The 15784-nt window shown below is 44.1% G+C and carries 19 protein-coding genes; 6 read left to right on the top strand and 13 right to left on the bottom strand.

Annotation, left to right across the window (positions count from 1 at the left end; genetic code table 11):
* Positions 1-55: 55 nt before the first annotated feature.
* Positions 56-1177 carry a phosphate ABC transporter substrate-binding protein PstS gene (gene pstS, locus MiAbW_RS16415; protein ID WP_151696971.1) on the bottom strand — a complete coding sequence of 374 codons (1122 nt, stop codon included), beginning with the start codon at positions 1175-1177 and terminating at the stop codon, positions 56-58.
* A 383-nt stretch (positions 1178-1560) separates the two neighbouring features.
* Here pstS and MiAbW_RS16410 point away from each other — a divergent pair, with 383 nt between their 5' ends.
* Positions 1561-2595, top strand: a complete 1035-nt coding sequence (locus tag MiAbW_RS16410; protein WP_151696970.1) for a PstS family phosphate ABC transporter substrate-binding protein — start codon at positions 1561-1563, stop codon at positions 2593-2595.
* Between the two features lie 148 nt (positions 2596-2743).
* Here MiAbW_RS16410 and MiAbW_RS16405 read toward each other — a convergent pair whose 3' ends face one another.
* The 3 genes from MiAbW_RS16405 to MiAbW_RS16395 form a co-directional block, all read right to left on the bottom strand.
* Positions 2744-4285, bottom strand: a complete 1542-nt coding sequence (locus MiAbW_RS16405) for a ferredoxin--nitrite reductase (RefSeq protein ID WP_151696969.1) — start codon at positions 4283-4285, stop codon at positions 2744-2746.
* A gap of 347 nt (positions 4286-4632) precedes the next feature.
* On the bottom strand, positions 4633-5667 hold the full coding sequence (trpD, locus tag MiAbW_RS16400; protein ID WP_151696968.1) for an anthranilate phosphoribosyltransferase: 1035 nt from the start codon (positions 5665-5667) through the stop codon (positions 4633-4635).
* A gap of 79 nt (positions 5668-5746) precedes the next feature.
* A complete protein-coding gene (locus tag MiAbW_RS16395; protein ID WP_151696967.1) occupies positions 5747-6274 on the bottom strand; it encodes a GIY-YIG nuclease family protein in 528 nt (175 codons plus the stop codon).
* Between the two features lie 161 nt (positions 6275-6435).
* Here MiAbW_RS16395 and MiAbW_RS16390 point away from each other — a divergent pair, with 161 nt between their 5' ends.
* Together MiAbW_RS16390 and MiAbW_RS16385 are read left to right on the top strand one after the other, a co-directional pair.
* Entirely contained in the window at positions 6436-7023 is a 588-nt protein-coding gene (locus MiAbW_RS16390; RefSeq protein ID WP_151696966.1) for an L-threonylcarbamoyladenylate synthase, read from the top strand.
* Positions 6978-7835: a sensor histidine kinase gene (locus MiAbW_RS16385; RefSeq protein ID WP_151696965.1), complete on the top strand. Its 858-nt coding sequence runs from the start codon at positions 6978-6980 to the stop codon at positions 7833-7835. The genes MiAbW_RS16390 and MiAbW_RS16385 overlap by 46 nt, the downstream gene beginning before the upstream one ends.
* Here the strand turns inward: MiAbW_RS16385 and MiAbW_RS16380 are convergent.
* Entirely contained in the window at positions 7771-8241 is a 471-nt protein-coding gene (locus tag MiAbW_RS16380; RefSeq protein ID WP_151696964.1) for a GNAT family N-acetyltransferase, read from the bottom strand. The genes MiAbW_RS16385 and MiAbW_RS16380 overlap by 65 nt on opposite strands.
* Before the next feature lie 271 nt (positions 8242-8512).
* Here MiAbW_RS16380 and MiAbW_RS16375 point away from each other — a divergent pair, with 271 nt between their 5' ends.
* Positions 8513-9508 carry a carbohydrate kinase family protein gene (locus tag MiAbW_RS16375; RefSeq protein ID WP_151696963.1) on the top strand — a complete coding sequence of 332 codons (996 nt, stop codon included), beginning with the start codon at positions 8513-8515 and terminating at the stop codon, positions 9506-9508.
* A gap of 10 nt (positions 9509-9518) precedes the next feature.
* On the opposite strand, the gene MiAbW_RS16370 is transcribed toward MiAbW_RS16375, so the two are convergent.
* The 4 genes from MiAbW_RS16370 to lepB form a co-directional block, all read right to left on the bottom strand.
* Entirely contained in the window at positions 9519-10589 is a 1071-nt protein-coding gene (locus MiAbW_RS16370) for a YheT family hydrolase (protein WP_151696962.1), read from the bottom strand.
* Positions 10590-10654: 65 nt separating this feature from the next.
* A complete protein-coding gene (locus tag MiAbW_RS16365; RefSeq protein ID WP_151696961.1) occupies positions 10655-11023 on the bottom strand; it encodes a DUF1818 family protein in 369 nt (122 codons plus the stop codon).
* 6 nt (positions 11024-11029) lie between these two features.
* The gene (locus tag MiAbW_RS16360; RefSeq protein ID WP_151696983.1) at positions 11030-11605 is read right to left on the bottom strand and encodes a hypothetical protein; all 576 of its coding nucleotides are present in this window, start codon (positions 11603-11605) and stop codon (positions 11030-11032) included.
* Positions 11606-11755: 150 nt separating this feature from the next.
* The gene (gene lepB, locus MiAbW_RS16355) at positions 11756-12853 is read right to left on the bottom strand and encodes a signal peptidase I (RefSeq protein ID WP_151696960.1); all 1098 of its coding nucleotides are present in this window, start codon (positions 12851-12853) and stop codon (positions 11756-11758) included.
* A 138-nt stretch (positions 12854-12991) separates the two neighbouring features.
* Between lepB and MiAbW_RS16350 the strand changes: the two genes are divergently transcribed.
* Both MiAbW_RS16350 and MiAbW_RS16345 read left to right on the top strand, forming a co-directional pair.
* Complete coding sequence (locus tag MiAbW_RS16350; protein WP_151696959.1) at positions 12992-13651, top strand: glutathione S-transferase family protein; 660 nt, start codon at positions 12992-12994, stop codon at positions 13649-13651.
* Positions 13652-13948 (top strand): glutathione S-transferase, encoded by a 297-nt coding sequence (locus MiAbW_RS16345; RefSeq protein WP_151696958.1) that lies wholly within the window; start codon positions 13652-13654, stop codon positions 13946-13948.
* 144 nt (positions 13949-14092) lie between these two features.
* Here MiAbW_RS16345 and MiAbW_RS16340 read toward each other — a convergent pair whose 3' ends face one another.
* From MiAbW_RS16340 to MiAbW_RS16330, 4 genes are all read right to left on the bottom strand, one after another.
* Positions 14093-14533: a D-Ala-D-Ala carboxypeptidase family metallohydrolase gene (locus tag MiAbW_RS16340; RefSeq protein ID WP_151696957.1), complete on the bottom strand. Its 441-nt coding sequence runs from the start codon at positions 14531-14533 to the stop codon at positions 14093-14095.
* A 3-nt stretch (positions 14534-14536) separates the two neighbouring features.
* Entirely contained in the window at positions 14537-14713 is a 177-nt protein-coding gene (locus MiAbW_RS19645) for a hypothetical protein (RefSeq protein ID WP_172967388.1), read from the bottom strand.
* A gap of 34 nt (positions 14714-14747) precedes the next feature.
* Entirely contained in the window at positions 14748-15413 is a 666-nt protein-coding gene (locus tag MiAbW_RS16335) for a hypothetical protein (protein ID WP_151696956.1), read from the bottom strand.
* Positions 15413-15784: hypothetical protein (locus tag MiAbW_RS16330; protein ID WP_238707322.1), on the bottom strand; the 372-nt coding region annotated here is incomplete at its 5' end. The genes MiAbW_RS16330 and MiAbW_RS16335, both read right to left, overlap by 1 nt.

Genomic DNA, 15784 nt, shown 5'->3' with positions numbered 1-15784 from the left:
TCGAAATTGACTTTCCTACACTATTATTGTAACTTTGAATACATTTTTTCGGCGACTAATCCACCTTGATCGTGTAATCGGGATAGATGACATCGGCAGCGGCGGCTACTCGTTCCCGGACGTTTTTCGGTAGGGGAATATAACCAAGGGGACTTGCTTGTTCTTGTCCTTGGTTAAGTCCAAATTCGATCATCGCCTCCATTGCTAAAGCTTTTTGGGGATCGTTGTATTTTTTATAAACCAACATCCAAGTATAGGTGACAATGGGATAGGAATTTTCCCCCGGCGGATCGACGATAAAAGCGCGTAAATTTTCAGGCAGTTCAACGTTAGCGAGGGTAGCAGCGGCGTTGGTTTCATCGGGAATGACAAATTTACCCGCCTGATTTTGCAGGGCGGCCATGGGCAGGTTATTATTTTTAGCGAAACCGTACTCAATATAGCCGATCGAGCCTTGATTTTGTTGAATTAGGGCGGTTACACCCTCATTGCCTCTACCGCCGAGAAATTTACCTTTTTTGGTCGGCCATTGTACGGCTTTTCCTTCACCGATACTTTTTTTCCATTCGGGACTAACGGCGCTTAAAAACTTGGTAAAAACTCCCGTTGTTCCGCTACCGTCTGCCCGGTGAACTACGGTAATGTCTTCATCGGGTAGTTTTAAATCGGGGTTATCGGCGGCGATTTTGGCATCGTTCCAACGGGTAATCGTGCCTAAAAAGATGCCTATATATGCTTCTCTACTTAGTTTCAGCCCTTCTACTCCGGGCAAATTATAAGCCATAACGATGCTTCCCGCCGTCATCGGTAGCAGTAAAACCCCGCGGCTAACTCTGGCCATATCCTCGTCACTCATGGCTACGTCGGAAGCGCCAAAATCGATCGTACCTTGAATAAATTGTTCGACTCCCGCCCCGCTACCGGTAGATTGATAGTTAATTAGCAGTTTAGAAAATAGTTGATTGATGGTGACAAACCAGTTTTGATATAGGGGCGCGGGAAAAGAAGCACCTGCGCCATTGAGGGCGACCTCTCCTTGCAGAGGAACCTGGGCAATTCTATTGCTTCCCTCTCCGCTAGTTCCTGCCGTATCGCCGCCCCCACAAGCGGTTAAAGTCGCTGTTAAAGTGGCTATGGATAAGGCTGTTAGTAAATGGGTTCTGTTTTTGTTGAGCATAGGATTAATTTTGATCCGTAAACTGCCTTAAATTTTACGCTAAAAGTTACCACTGCTTGGTAAAGAATAGGTTAAGAAGTGAATAAAAGAACGTAATGTATTGTCAAGAAAAATTTTCTCGATAACTAGACAAAAATCTCCACTTCTTTTACCATTTATTTTGACTAAACATTAGTTTTAAGTCGCGGGTAAAACCGCTAACTTTTCCCGTCTATATAGGGGTTTTCTCTTTCCCTACCATTATAGTGACGTAAAAACAACAAAGAAAAGATTAAGGTTTTTATCCATCATCCCGCAGCTTTTTTCTTCCCACTTCCCCACTTCCCTACTGATAACTGAAAAGTCTCCCCAATACCCGTTTTTACCTTCTCCTTTTGACACCTATGCTAGAAATTTTTACTCAGCTATCTCGTCCGACCAAAGTAGTCGCAACCATACTAGGAACTGCTCTACTTTTACCCGCTTGTGCCAATATTAATCCTCAAGACCTAAAACCAATTAAAATCGATGGTTCGAGTACCGTAGCACCAATTACCGATAAAGTTCTCGAAGATTTTAAGGCTAATACCCCTAACAAAGTTTTGGCTGATGTTAAAATTGATGCTAATATTTCAGGAACTGGCGGCGGTTTTAGAAAATTTTGTGCGGGAGAAACCGATATTAATAATGCTTCTCGGCCGATTTCTGTGGAAGAATTAAAAGAATGTGATGCTAATAAGGTAAGATTTATTGAACTACCGATCGCTTTTGATGCTTTAACCGTGGTAGTCAATCCCGAAAATAACTGGGTTAATGATATTTCCACCACAGAATTAAGAACTATTTGGGAACCAGCGGCCGAGAATAAAATCAAACGTTGGAATCAAATTAATCCCGCTTGGCCTGACCAACCGATTACCCTTCACGGGCCGGGTAAAGATTCCGGAACCTACGATTTTTTTAGTGAGGTAATTAACGGCAAAGATGCCAGTCGTGGGGATTTTAACTTTAGTGAAGATGACCAAGCTTTAGTTAATGCCGTCAGTCAAGATGCCAACGCATTAGGCTATTTTGGCCATGCTTACTATGAACAAAATCGGGATAAATTAAAAGCCTTGAAAGTTAACGGTATTGAACCAACTCGCAGCAATGTCGAGGATAGTAAATATCAGCCTTTATCTCGTCCTTTGTTTATCTATGTTAATGCCCAAAAAGCCCAAGAGAATCCCGCTTTAGAGAAATTTGTTAAATATTATCTCGATCGAGTTCCCAATTTATTAGATAGTATTGGTTATATTCCCCTACCCGATGAGGCCTATCATTTGGCACGGGTACAGTTGCAAAAATTTGAGATAGGGACGGTTTTTGATGGCAGACCTCAACCCAATTTAACCATTGGGGAATTACTTCGCAAACAAGCCCAATTTGAAGCGAAGTAACGATTCCCATCTGGCAGGAAAATATATAAGAATTTTCCTGCTCCTATCTGCCTCCTACTATAGCAAGAGGTCGGCCAATTTCAGCCAACAGAGATAGAGAAAAAAGAGGGGATAAACCCCCCACTCAGCCTATCGAGAAACTTGTTAATTAACCTTTCGGTGTCGCCCCAAATTGTTCGATGAGGATAGAAGTTAACACCGATTTTAAGTCTTCACAGGGAATCCCTTTTTGTACACAACTTCCCAAGTGAGCATCTTTACCCACTTTACCCCCCATGTAGAGGTCAACTCCCTCCACGGTTTTGCCGTCTTTGCGTGCTTTTGTCCCCATCAAACCGATATCGGCCACTTGGGGTTGTCCGCAGGAGTTAGGGCAACCGGTCCAGTGGATACGCACACCCCGGGGGATATTTAATTCGGCATCTAACTGACTAATCAAGTCCACAGCCCTGTTTTTGGTTTCAATCAGGGCAAAATTGCAGAATTGCGCCCCCGTACAGGAAACGAGCGCTCGTTGTAAAGGAGTGGGATTGGGGGTAAACTTAGCCAGTAAAGGCTCGCTTAAAAGAGTTGGCATATTTTCAGCCGCTATATTGGGAATAATCACGTTTTGTTCCACGGTTAAACGCAATTCTCCGCTGCCATACACTTCGGCAATCCGGGCTAAATCGAACATATCATCGGCAAATAGACGACCAACGGGAACACAAAGACCGATATAGCTCAATCCCTCCTGTTTTTGGGGAAAAACTCCTAAATGATCCCGTTTTTCCCAGTCGATTGCGTCTTTTTCCGCTGCCGTTGCCAAGGGATAACCTAAGTGATTGGCCACCCGCGTGCGGAATTCCTCGATTCCCCACTCATCAATTAACCACATTAAACGGGATTTTTGACGATTGGCACGCAATCCGTTATCGCGGTAAACTTCCAAAATCCCTCGGCATAAATCCACCACTTCCTGATTCGGTCTCACCCAAACATTCATAGGAATTGCCGCTTCACAGCGTTTAGCCGAGAAAAAGCCACCTACCACAACATTAAAGCCTAATTCTCCCTCTTTATAGGCAGGAACAAAGGCAATATCGTTAATTTCCGCATGAACCGAGTTATCCCGGCCCCCCTCGATGGCAATATTAAATTTGCGGGGCAGATTGCTAAATTGATAATTACCTTGACCGTAGTTGGTAATCATATCTTGGACTTTTTGGACTAATTCCCTGGTGTCAATTAATTCATCCGCGTCTAATCCCGCCATGGGTGAACCGGTAATATTTCTGACATTATCCATACCCGATTGTACCGAAGTCATACCCACGGATTTTAGTCGTTGGAAAATATCGGGAATATCTTCGATGCGAATACCGCGTAATTGTAGGTTTTGACGAGTAGTAATATCGGCATTGCCATCATCACCGTAACGCTGCACGATTTCCCCTAAAACGCGCATTTGCTCACTGCTAAGAATGCCGTTAGGAATCCGCAAACGCATCATAAATTTACCCGGGGTGACGGGACGATAAAAAACCCCCACCCATTTTAAGCGATGTTCTAAATCGGTTTTATCCATCGCTTCCCAACCGATTTGGGCAAAATGATCCAGTTCATCTTTAATGGCTAGTCCGTCTTTTTCGGCTTTAAATTTCTCGAATTTATTGAGAGTTGTTCCATCTTTTTCAGCTGCTTGTACCACGAATCTATCTCCTTACTGGTCTGTGGGTGTAATTGTTCTAGTCGGCGCGGGTTAGAAATGAAGAAATCGGGATTTAACAATAAGTATTCTTTAAAATACCGTCGTCATTAGCAAAAATTTAGTAACTTACCTAGTCTCTATTTGTTATTTAATTCTTTTTAACTTGGGTAATTTTGTATTGTCTGTAACAGAAATCTCCTAACCATCGTGTTTAGGCATTTATATCATGCAGTAAGTGCATTGAGGTGGGGAGATGGAAGCGGGGAGATGGGAGCGAGGAGAATAAATAAAAATAATCTCCTGCCTTCTGCCGACCGCCTTCTGCTTTCTGTCTCCTCTGAATTGTCCTAGGCGAGAAACTTAACCAACTCCTCTAGTTTTTGCCAAGCTAACCCACTGGCTAAAATCTCGCGAGCGAGGGCGAAACCAGCAGCATGATCGCCAAAAGTGACCTTTTCTGCCACCTGTAGGGCAAGAGCGGCATTAATCGCCACAGCATCCCGTTGAGCGGGCGTTCCCCCCCCTTGCAGAACATTTTTGAGGATTTCGGCATTTTCTGGCACTTCCCCGCCTTTAAGGGCATTTAAACTGGCTCTGGGGATAGCAATTGACAAGGGATCGATCGCCCCAGAAACCACCTCGCCATTATTTAATAAAGCCATATCGGTCAGATCTCCTAACCCCACCTCGTCGAGTTTTTCCCGGCCGTGAACAATAATTGCCTTTGGGGTTCCCATTTGTGCTAAAGCCGTGGCCATGGGGGTGAGAAATTGCCGGTCATAAACCCCGATAACTTGACCTGTGGGACGGAGAGGATTAACTAGAGGGCCCAGAAGATTAAAAACTGTGCGAACTTTCAGGGTTTTGCGGAGATTAGCCACACTTTTCAGGGCTGGATGCCAACCGGGGGCAAAAAGAAAGGTCACTCCCACCCCATCTAAAGCTGCCGCCACTTTCTGGCTAGGGGCGCTTAAATTAACCCCAAGATATTCTAGAACATCGGCCGAACCGACCTTGCTGGAGGCAGAGCGATTGCCGTGTTTAGCCACTTTTACGCCCCCGGCGGCCGCCACAAAAGCCACAGCAGTGGAAATATTAAAAGTTGCGGCCCCGTCGCCGCCGGTGCCACAGGTATCGATAACGGGAGTAGTATGGGGTTTAGGGTCTTCTAAGCGAGATTGTTGGCGTAAAACTGTGGCCATTCCCGCTAATTCCGCGGCCGAGACTCCTTTTGCTTGCAAAGCCGCTAAAATCGCCCCCGATAAAACTTCCGGAATCTGGCCGTTTAACCATCCAGTCATTAATTCTTCAGCTTGGTTAAGGGAAAGGGATTTTTGATCGAGTAGTTGCTGCAGTAGGTTTGGCCAGTCTTGAGTGGTCATCGCTCTTCCATTGGTGTGGGGATGGGGCGATATACTATCATAGCGGTTTGTCTGGAGAATCGATCGCTCCTAGTAATTTTTACTTTAAATCGAGCAAACCCTGTTCTTTTAACTTGGGATTAAAACGAATTTCCATCTGTACTCCCCGTTTTTCTAGGGTTGATAAAATATCGTTTTCTACTCGTCTGGATACCTGTTTTAATAACTTGATTTGCCCTACTTCGTCAGCACTTTGATAAATTTCTTTTTCTGTCTCAGTCATGGCTAATTTAGCATCAATTGGTTCTGTCCAGAGTTTTTCATTGCCGATTACTGCCTGACTTTCTCTTAGCCAAGCTTGTTTAATTGATTCGAGAATAGTCCGATTAGGACGCTCAATCAACTGGATTTTTAGCCAATAACAAGCTTGGGGCTGTCGGGCAAGATGTTGTTTTAAACTGAGATAAATATCACGAGAATAGCCGACAAACTCTAAGACTTGCTCTCGCTCAAAAATGGCATAGACCCCGATTTTTCCTTGGAAATCAGCAGAGATATTACCCGTGGCATCTAGGTAAGGAATATATTCTAATTGTTGGAGATTAGCAAAAGTATCAGGCTCATTCATAATTAATCGTCGCTAATTGGTTGGAGATAAGTAGGTAGGTGTTAAAAACTTTCGGATACCCCGCTGATCAAGTAGGGTTGATTCATGAATCAACCCTACCCGTTTAAAATTGTACCAAAAAGTCTTAGGCTAAATTAGTCCCCAAAAATGATCAATTCTCAATGCCTACTGCTTCTCTTAACGAAATTGTTCACGCGGCCCTCAGTGGTCAAGTGGTTTCTTTTCCCACAGATACAGTTCCCGCTTTAGCAGTTTCTCCCCCCTATGCTGCCTTAGTTTTTGCCGCTAAAAAACGGACTTTTGATAAACCCTTAATTCTCATGGCGGCCTCGGCAGCAGATTTATGGGATTATGTCAAGGGAAATCAGGAAGAAAGGGAAATTTGGCGGCAAATGACCGAAAAATACTGGCCCGGCTCCCTAACTTTGGTTTTACCCGCTTCTGAAAAAGTACCAAAAGTTCTTAACCCTAAGGATCCTAGCACGATCGGGATCCGAGTTCCTGCTCATGCGATCGCAAGAGAACTTCTCGGTCGAACTGGTGTTTTAGCGACCACAAGTGCTAATCTGTCAGGACAAGAGCCTTTATTGACTCCAGAAGCGATTATGACTACTTTTCCCTCGGTGACGGTGTTAGCACCCACAGAAAGGCAAGCATGGGGAATAATCAATAGTGGACAACCCTCCACCGTCGCGCGTTGGCAATGTCAAAGATGGGATATCTTACGACAAGGGGCAGTTTTTCTGTAAATATGGACGATATTGACGCTTTAAAACGGGAATTACAGCAAACTCGCCTCGCTTATCAGATGGCTGTGGCAATTAATCACCTCAAGAGCAGTTTTTTGGGACGGGTTGCCCACGAATTGCGATCGCCATTGAGCAGTATGATCAGTCTCCATCAACTGATTCTCGCCGATCTTTGTGAAAGTCCAGCCGAAGAAAGGGAATTTATCGCCCAGGGACAACTGGCGGGCCGTAAACTGATGGCAATGCTCGATGAGATGATTAATCTCTCCAAACTAGAGTCTGGTACTATACCTCTGGAGCGAGAAATTTTTTCTTTAACTAAACTCTGGGAAGATTGGGCGAGTTTAACCCATTTACAGGCAGCTAATAGCAATATTCAGCTTAAATTTAGCCATTTAACCGATGATATTGCTATTATTGCCGATTATCAATGTTTATCCTCCGCTCTTGTCCTTCTCGTCGATGCAGCGATCGCAGACTTAGCGAGTGGCTCTATTTGTATATCGGTAAGCACTCTTTGCGAGAAAAAAGTCACTATTGTCCTAGAATTTCCTGGGGAAATCCCTCTCTGGCAAATTCCAGAAATTTCATCCTTGAGTTTAGAATCAAAGCCAGAAGAAGTCAAACAATTTACTCGATCTCTTGGTTTTTCTCCCAGTCTTAAATTCCAGTTAGCGAAAGGCATTATCGAAGTATCGGGGGGGGAAATGAGCTTAGATCAAATCGATAATAATAGTCAGGACAAGCTCACACGGATCGTTTTTTCTTTACCTCGATCGCTGGATAGGAAAACTCCTCGGGATAACGATTAAATAATACCATCGTCGTGGTGGCGTTGCTTTGGAAGCCAATGCGCTGGTAAAAATTTTCTTGATTAGTAGTCATCAAATAGACTCTTTCCACCCGATTTATTCGGGGATGGGCCAAAACTGTTTCTACTAATTTACGCCCTAAACCGGCTCCCTGATAATCGGGATGAACAATCACATCCCAAATAGTTGCCCGATAAATGCCGTCGGAAGTAGCCCGAGCAAAACCAATTAATTGCCGCTCATTCCACACCGTCACCACCGGATCACTATAGTCAATTGCGGTTTCTAAATCTTCTAAACGGCGATCTATTGCCCAAAATGCGGTTAAATTAAATAATTCTCGTAGTTGCAATAAATCTATCTTGCTTTTATCCTCGTCAAACTGAATCTGACTACAATCAATCATGATATTTCCTTAGTCTAAGACTAAAAAACAGGGGAAGATATAGGGACGAGAAAGATGATTCACGCTCCCTGGGGCTAATCTACGAGCAATTTCCCCTAATCTATGTGTTCGATTATACTAAATGCCTAAGATAATCTCTAGTTGATTGATCGTGATTTCTTGACAAGTCAGGAGTTAGGATTCAGGAGTCAGGAGTCAGGAGATAGGAGTCAGGAGACAGGAGATTATTTTATTTATTCTCCCCACACCCCACACCCCACACCCCACACCAATGCTTAACAATCAAAGATCTTCGCCAGTGTCTGTAATTTGTTTAGGGGAAATCCTCTATGATCTAATTGCCGATCAGAGCGATTGCGCTGTAGAGCAAGTAACTTCTTGGACAACCTACGCCGGGGGGGCGCCGGCAAACGTGGCCTGTGGATTGCGAAAATTGGGCATAAATTCGGCTTTTATCGGTTGTGTGGGCAAAGATCAACCCGGAGAACAGTTAATCGTCTTGCTAGACGCTCTCGGAGTAGATACCACTGGTGTACAGTATCACCCTACCCTACCCACCCGACAAGTTTATGTCACCCGCGATGCTGGGGGAGACAGACATTTTGCGGGTTTTGGTGGCAGAAAAACGACCTATTTTGCCGATACTGCCCTTAATGCTGACCTTTTGCCCGAAAATCTCTGGAAAAATGCCTATTATCTAGTGATGGGAACCCTAGGGTTAGCCTATCCCCTTTCCTGCCGGGCAATGCAACGCGCCCTCGAATTGGCTAAAATTTACGGGGTGAAAGTATTGATCGATATCAACTGGCGACCGGTTTTCTGGCCTAATCTTGAGGCTGCCCCTGATATCATTCGAGATTTTATCGTCCAGGCCGATTTGCTCAAATGTAGCGAGGAAGAAGCAGCATGGTTATTTGGCACTGATACCCCCAGAGAAATATCATCACAATACCCCAATTTAGGGGCAATTCTGGTTACTGGCGGCGCAAAAGGTTGTAAATATCATTTAGGCGAAAATAGCGGCACTGTCAAGGCTTTTCACGGGGAGGTAGTGGATACAACTGGGGCGGGGGATGGCTTTGTGGCGGGTTTTTTGGCTCGTGCTGGTCTTGGAGGCGATCAAATCGAGGAAAATGCCGATTTGGCCCGTAATGCGGTGATTTATGCCTGTGCGGTGGGGGCAATGGTGACAAGAAGAGCAGGAGCGATCGCATCCCAACCGACTGGGGAACAGGTGGAGGAGTTTCTAGCGGCCTTTGACTCCTAGAAATTAGCCCTTATTTGCCAGTTTTTTGGTCAAACCAGTCTAAAACCCGATTCCATGCCCACCAGCGATCGCTATCGCCCCACTGACGCTGACAGGATAAACTGCTGATATAACCCACATGACCGCCATGGTTGGTTAAGAGTAGATCCACGTGGGGATTATCAGCGATCGCTGCTTGCAGATCGGGAATAACTGCGGGGGAAAAGAGGGGATCATCGGCTGCGTAGAGGATAAAAGTGGGTTTAGTTAAATAGGGTTGAAAGGGCAAGGGACTACTAGCGGCATAATAGTCATAGACCGTCTCAAATCCTAGCTTTTTAATCACTAATTCTCGATCGAATCCGGCAATCGTGGTGGCGCGAGTAATTGCTTCGGGATCGATATGATCGGGATGGGCTTTATGGATGCGTTTGGCTAACTTGCGTAATTCTCTGGCGATCGCTTTTTCCAAATGTTTTCCCCAGGAATCCTGGACGAGATAGGATAAAGAACGATTAGAGTCTAAATTAGGACAAATTACCGCACCACCACCGATATGGGCGGGATCGATGCCCCTATCTTCCTGATTCTCTGCCGATTTAATTCCCCAGAGGGCTAATTGTCCCCCCAGAGAGTAACCCGTGAACCAAAAAGGGGCAGGACAGCCCATTTTTTGGGCTTGGGCGGCAATATGAATGAAATCTAGCCCTTCATAGATGCCATCGGAGGTGAGAGTCGGGGATAATTCGGCTGTCTTACCGTGGGCGCGCCAATCGAAGAGGACGACTGCGTAGTTTCTTGCTACGGCTTTTCTGCCTAAAATTCTTAAAAACCATTGATTATCTAAGTCTCCCGTGATGCCGTAGGTGCCGATAATGGTTCCTTTCGCTTGCGGGGGGATGGAAACAATCCCGTAGATGGGGACGGCATTGGCCCCGGTGAAAATGGTTTCTTGATAGACTGGTTCGGGAATAGCGATCGTATTTTGCCAGGTTTCTCGCGCTTTTAGGGACACATAGAGGGTCATGGCAAAACCGTTTTTCAGCAATGGGGGCGGGGTGTAGGTGAGATTATCGGTCTTCGTCCTCGGATGGGCAATCATGGCAGCACAGGGGATTCAAAAAGTCAAGAGGGGGAAACAAAAATTAACTTATGCCCACCGCTTTCTTAAAAATTGTAAAGCAAATTGTCCCAAGCGGCGAGCAACTCTGGCAGGGCAGTGGCCGACCAATTGCCCTCACAACCGCGACCTTGATAGAGAATCAATCGCAGAGAATAATTATCAGGAAATCCTGTCGCTTCTAACCATAAAAGCTCACTTTCCGCTTCACAAGCAATACTTTCTTCATCCATTAATTCTGTGGCTATTGTTGCCATAGTCGCAGTCAATTGTGATAGTAACCGACGCAAATCTTGCCACTCGGCCTCGGTTAATTCGATCGCCCAATCATCACCACCAATTAATCCTTTATAAACGGCTGCCTTGGGATTCCAACCGAGTCGCCAACCCGAACCATATTTGAGAATTTTTTCCATAATTTTCTAGAATTTTAATAGGTCAGCATCTCCTGGTTTTGATAATGATGGACGACTAGGAGAAGGACTAGGAGAAGGACTAGGATTGGGGGTTTCTTGGGGGAGAATAGCGGGGTTATAAATTTCGACTAGAAGGGTGACTAACTGCTGCCGTTGACGACGATTAAGACTGTTCATCGCTTTGATATCGGCAGCCATGGGATTAACGGTAAGGGTTGCTTGTCCGGGATAGTTTTCTTCGCTGATTTTCTCGTTCACTCCTAGATAATCCCCTAGGGTTAATTGCCAATCAAAACGGATGAGAGTAAACCTTTTTTTTGTATCTTGATGATAACGAAGAAAGCGACTTATTAAAGTATTATTCGGATCTATCGCTCCTGTCTCTCGACGGATATAGTTGTTTTCTTTCGGTAAATCTGGCATTGCTTGATAAATTTGTTGAGCAACTGTTTCGGGTCGTTGAATTTGGCTCATCCCGGGAGATTGCCACGATAACCACCAGAAAAATATCCCTATTACTAGCAACAATACTAATAATATTATTCGCTGATTTTTCAGGTTTTGAGTAAATTTTAAGAGCATATTAATCGAGAAAAAACTGAATTTAATTTCTAGCACCAGTGGGAATTTTTCGGGAACATTTCCAGAGGTTGGGAATGTTATAATTATCTAACAATACCCAAATTCATCTAACTGTAACACCTAGGTTCAAAGTTACCCCAGTCATCCCCATCATAGCAAAGATTGGACACGATTGAGAGGCCAGTAAACTTTATAGGCTTGACCAAAGATATAACTTTCTGGCAAAAAACCCCAATCACGGGAATCAAAACTATGGTTACGATTATCTCCCAAAACAAACAGGGTTTTTGGGGGTACAGTCATAAATTCTATTTCATAATTGGCTAACTCGGCGGTGTAGGGTTCCTCGATAACTTGCCGGTTGAGATAAACTTTACCCCTGCGGATTTCAATGGTATCCCCAGCAATAGCGATGACTCGTTTGATAAAAAAATCTCCAGACTTAGGATCTAGTTGCTTAATTTTTTCGGGAGTTCTAAAAACAATTATATCGCCTCTTTTCGCTTGATAATTACCAGATTGACTGACGAAAACGCGATCACCTACTGCGAGGGTAGGTAGCATGGATTCGCTGGGAATCTCGAAAAATTCTATTTTTTGATGTAACCAATCGGGAAAATAATTACAGATAATTCCCCAAGTAAAAATTGCTGCCACCATCAGCGCCAAAATGGAACGATAGGTGTGACGATGGGGATGGAATTGATCGGGGAAAGTGTGATAAACATGATAAATAGCGATCGCTGTAATTAAAGGGGCAAGAAAGAGGATATTAGCCAAAAAATGATCCATTTTCACGGTAATCAGGGATATAGTCAGAAAAATTATCCCTAAGATCACCTTATCGGCGTACAATTGCCCTAACCCCGGTATAATCCGGTTAGCGAAGACGGCAAACCATGGGTTTTTTTGTTTCCGGGGAATTTTCTCTAAGCTGTTATTCTGTCTGGAATAATAAACACTCCAGTGAGCGTCAAAAATATTGCTAATGTAAAGGACAACCAGAGCAACTATTCCCCCTAATCCCCAGCTTACAAGACCATTGGGGCTAAAAATTGACCAAATTGTCACAATTATTAATATTACTTGAGTGATCGCCCAAATGGTTGCTTTTTGGTTTTTGTTAGCATACCATTGTCCCAAGCCGGGGAAGAACATCGAGAAATTGACAGCTAACCAGGGATCTTTTGTTTGGGAATTAGTCCCATAAGCAGGAGAAACAGCCGAAAAAAGGGGGGGTTTGCCCATAGTATAGACCTATTGTCAATTCAGTCAACAGTGAACAGTGAAAACACAGTATCAATAATACTGCTCGCTTAATACATACTGCTCACTTAAAACTCAAATCTGATAACTGATAACTGCTCTAACAACCAATAACAATTAATGCTTTTACTTCAATTTAGCACATCTCATTACTGTCGCAAAGCTCGTTTAGCTCTAGGTTATAAGGGGATTGATTACCAAGTAGAAAATCTCACACCTGGACTACATATTCTCAAACTCAGGTCCCTAACCAAAGGGTTAACCACTGTCCCCGTTTTAATGGCAGCAGATCAGATTATTGCCGATTCTACTGCCATTTTCAGATATTTAGAAAAGGTAGTTCCTTTCCCCTCTTTTATTCCCGCTGGGGCAAAGGATAAAAATCAAGCTTGGTTACTGGAAGATTGGTTAGATGAAAGTATTGGAGTGGCGACGAGATTTGTCTATTATGATTATCGCGCCGGAGAGGGAAAAGCGATCGATCCTTCCCTGAGTAGTCAAATAATTATTAAGATCGTGCGACAACAATATAAAATCACTCCAGCCAAGGTAAAAATAGCGGAGGAGCGGCTAGAAAATGCCCTCAAGATTCTAGAATATTGGCAAAATCAGGCCTATTTGGTGGCGGATAAATTAAGTATAGCCGATATTGCCGCCACTGCTCTACTCAGTCCTCTGGCTCTAATTCCCAGTTATCGTCAAAAATATCCCTGGTTGTTTGCTAGAATCGGGGAAATTCATCAACAGTGTCGAGAAAAATTGCCCCCCGGTTTAAATTAAATGCAGCGAACGACCAAAATTATCATCCTCATCTCTATCGGTTTCTTCTCGCCCCTAAAAGCCATTGCTTTGCCCTCTCCCGAAGATATTCCCGAAGAAGTTTTACGAGCAGAAATTATCACTTCGGCTCGATCGCCCCTGGATAATCAACCCCTAACTGCGGCAGAATATGCTTTACTGGAAGAACAATTAGCCACCAGCATTTATCCCCCCCAAATTAATCCCAAGATTCGACAATTAATTGCTCTGAGAAGATTACAAAAACTCCTACAGATATTGATACCTTTTTATCGTTAAGATCAAAATAGCCGATCTCCTTTGGCGATAGTGCATCTGCTAACCAAAAAGTTAGAGAGGATTGGCGCAGGGCGATCGCTTTTGTCGCCAGCAGACAAAAATCCCGTGTTATGATACCCCAAGCAAGTTACCCCAAGCAAAAACCTAATAATCCCATCTCGGTCCTTTTTCCCCGCTGCTTCTCCAACCTTTTCCGTTCCGAGTGTCAATGTGAATAAATCCCCGACGCGCTCCGTACCCTAGCGCCCCAAACCAATATCGATCAAGAAACCCCTCGAATTTAGCTAATGATGCCGGACTGCTTGGCCGAATATCAACCGCTCGACCATAAAGATGTTGAGAGTTACTCGCACCACCTACGGCACGGTTAACCACCGGCGGCCGATACCAAGAAGTAACCAAAACTAACCCCCCCCATTCCTCACGAATTTTATCGAGTTCGATCGCAAGTTTTAGGATTTCGCGCTCTACCTCACTCCCAATTGCGGGAATTCGGCGCGGATCGCTTTTGGTCACTTCCCAAACAGTAAAATATTTACTGATTCTAGCTTTTGGATTGTTCCAATCAATTTTAGTAATACTCATCGATTAATACTCCTTTTGTGATGACCACTGGGACAAACCAGCACCGATTAAAGCCGTCGGACCAGACAAAGCAAAGACTAGCTTTTCTTCTGGCAGGATCAAGCTTAAAATAATCCCACTAATTAACCCTAACAGTATAAAAAGTAGGGCGATTTTGTTCTTTTGTGACATTCTAGGCATAAAAAGACTCACCAAAGGCAATACAAAAGATTATTTAATCACCCACATAAGGGGCACGATTTTTAAATGGGTGATTGCTTGGCAAGTTAGCAGGTAGATTCCACGCTACCCGTTGCCAAGCCAAAAACCCCTCTAATTTTTGCCTGTCAGGATTACTTAGTAGCGCAGGAATTATCAAAACTTGGTCTAGTTTTCCATTAAACAAAGTCCCAAAGCTTTGGGCCCCCACGACTAACGTATTCCCTAAAACAGATGGATCGTTAGAAGCGGATACAGAAACGAAATTATTTCCGTTTCCCCAATGTCTTTGCGTAGCTGATACACCGCTAGTGCAATCAGCAGCCCCAATATTCCAGTTATTAACAGAAAGGTTATTCCCTAGCAAGGTACTCGTCCCAAAACTCACACCATTCGATTTAACTAACCAAGTAACGGGGTTAAAAACGAGTAAGGACTTGTTTGTTAAACTTAAGTTCACTAAATGCCCGTTTAATTGAATTTGAGCGGTTTTTAATAACCACAAGTCCCCCTCGTCTTCCCAATACTGATTAAGCCATCCCGCCCTTCTCCAGGTTGGTTGTGGAGTCGACAAAGACACTTTAACTAATATCGACTCGATAGGAGAATTTAAGGGAATAGACAAAGAATCATTTTGATTACTGGCATTATAGAAAATCTGCCAATTCCCTTCGTTAATCATTACGAAAAAGCGTCGTCAAGTGAATTGATTACACGTTTAATTGTGCCGCCTTTATAAGAGCCAGTAGGCGCAAACTCCGCAGCCTTGTTTTTAGCGACAATTATCCGCGAATATTTCCTTTTTAAAGTTGCACCGGACCCCGTTGTGTAAACGATTGTTTTTCTTACACCAAACCCAGAGCGCAGTAACGCTTCTACTGTACAAACCGGGGCGGTTTCGTCGGTACTGTCTTCAGTACCGGTGCTCGCAACCTTCTCGACCCCTGTGGCTGCTTGCGATAGGTTCTCATAGCTGTCTTTAGGGGCTAAAAAATAAAAGCTCAAGCTTGACGGGGTTCCTGCTAGTCCCCCTGTGGTAATCTTAAAGCGAGC

The sequence above is a fragment of the Microcystis aeruginosa NIES-4325 genome (assembly GCF_008974145.1).
Classification (GTDB): domain Bacteria; phylum Cyanobacteriota; class Cyanobacteriia; order Cyanobacteriales; family Microcystaceae; genus Microcystis; species Microcystis aeruginosa_G.
The sequence above is the reverse complement of the archived record's forward strand: the minus strand, read 5'-3'. Positions and strand labels throughout refer to the sequence as shown.

What these genes read in the sequence shown, in the direction of transcription:
- pstS (WP_151696971.1), bottom strand. Translation starts at nt 1,177, where the DNA reads ATGCTCAACAAAAACAGAACCCATTTACTAACAGCCTTATCCATAGCC.
- MiAbW_RS16410 (WP_151696970.1), top strand. Translation starts at nt 1,561, where the DNA reads ATGCTAGAAATTTTTACTCAGCTATCTCGTCCGACCAAAGTAGTCGCA.
- trpD (WP_151696968.1), bottom strand. Translation starts at nt 5,667, where the DNA reads ATGACCACTCAAGACTGGCCAAACCTACTGCAGCAACTACTCGATCAA.
- MiAbW_RS16395 (WP_151696967.1), bottom strand. Translation starts at nt 6,274, where the DNA reads ATGAATGAGCCTGATACTTTTGCTAATCTCCAACAATTAGAATATATT.
- MiAbW_RS16390 (WP_151696966.1), top strand. Translation starts at nt 6,436, where the DNA reads ATGCCTACTGCTTCTCTTAACGAAATTGTTCACGCGGCCCTCAGTGGT.
- MiAbW_RS16385 (WP_151696965.1), top strand. Translation starts at nt 6,978, where the DNA reads ATGTCAAAGATGGGATATCTTACGACAAGGGGCAGTTTTTCTGTAAAT.
- MiAbW_RS16380 (WP_151696964.1), bottom strand. Translation starts at nt 8,241, where the DNA reads ATGATTGATTGTAGTCAGATTCAGTTTGACGAGGATAAAAGCAAGATA.
- MiAbW_RS16375 (WP_151696963.1), top strand. Translation starts at nt 8,513, where the DNA reads ATGCTTAACAATCAAAGATCTTCGCCAGTGTCTGTAATTTGTTTAGGG.
- MiAbW_RS16370 (WP_151696962.1), bottom strand. Translation starts at nt 10,589, where the DNA reads ATGATTGCCCATCCGAGGACGAAGACCGATAATCTCACCTACACCCCG.
- MiAbW_RS16365 (WP_151696961.1), bottom strand. Translation starts at nt 11,023, where the DNA reads ATGGAAAAAATTCTCAAATATGGTTCGGGTTGGCGACTCGGTTGGAAT.
- MiAbW_RS16360 (WP_151696983.1), bottom strand. Translation starts at nt 11,605, where the DNA reads ATGCTCTTAAAATTTACTCAAAACCTGAAAAATCAGCGAATAATATTA.
- lepB (WP_151696960.1), bottom strand. Translation starts at nt 12,853, where the DNA reads ATGGGCAAACCCCCCCTTTTTTCGGCTGTTTCTCCTGCTTATGGGACT.
- MiAbW_RS16350 (WP_151696959.1), top strand. Translation starts at nt 12,992, where the DNA reads ATGCTTTTACTTCAATTTAGCACATCTCATTACTGTCGCAAAGCTCGT.
- MiAbW_RS16345 (WP_151696958.1), top strand. Translation starts at nt 13,652, where the DNA reads ATGCAGCGAACGACCAAAATTATCATCCTCATCTCTATCGGTTTCTTC.
- MiAbW_RS16340 (WP_151696957.1), bottom strand. Translation starts at nt 14,533, where the DNA reads ATGAGTATTACTAAAATTGATTGGAACAATCCAAAAGCTAGAATCAGT.
- MiAbW_RS19645 (WP_172967388.1), bottom strand. Translation starts at nt 14,713, where the DNA reads ATGCCTAGAATGTCACAAAAGAACAAAATCGCCCTACTTTTTATACTG.
- MiAbW_RS16335 (WP_151696956.1), bottom strand. Translation starts at nt 15,413, where the DNA reads ATGATTAACGAAGGGAATTGGCAGATTTTCTATAATGCCAGTAATCAA.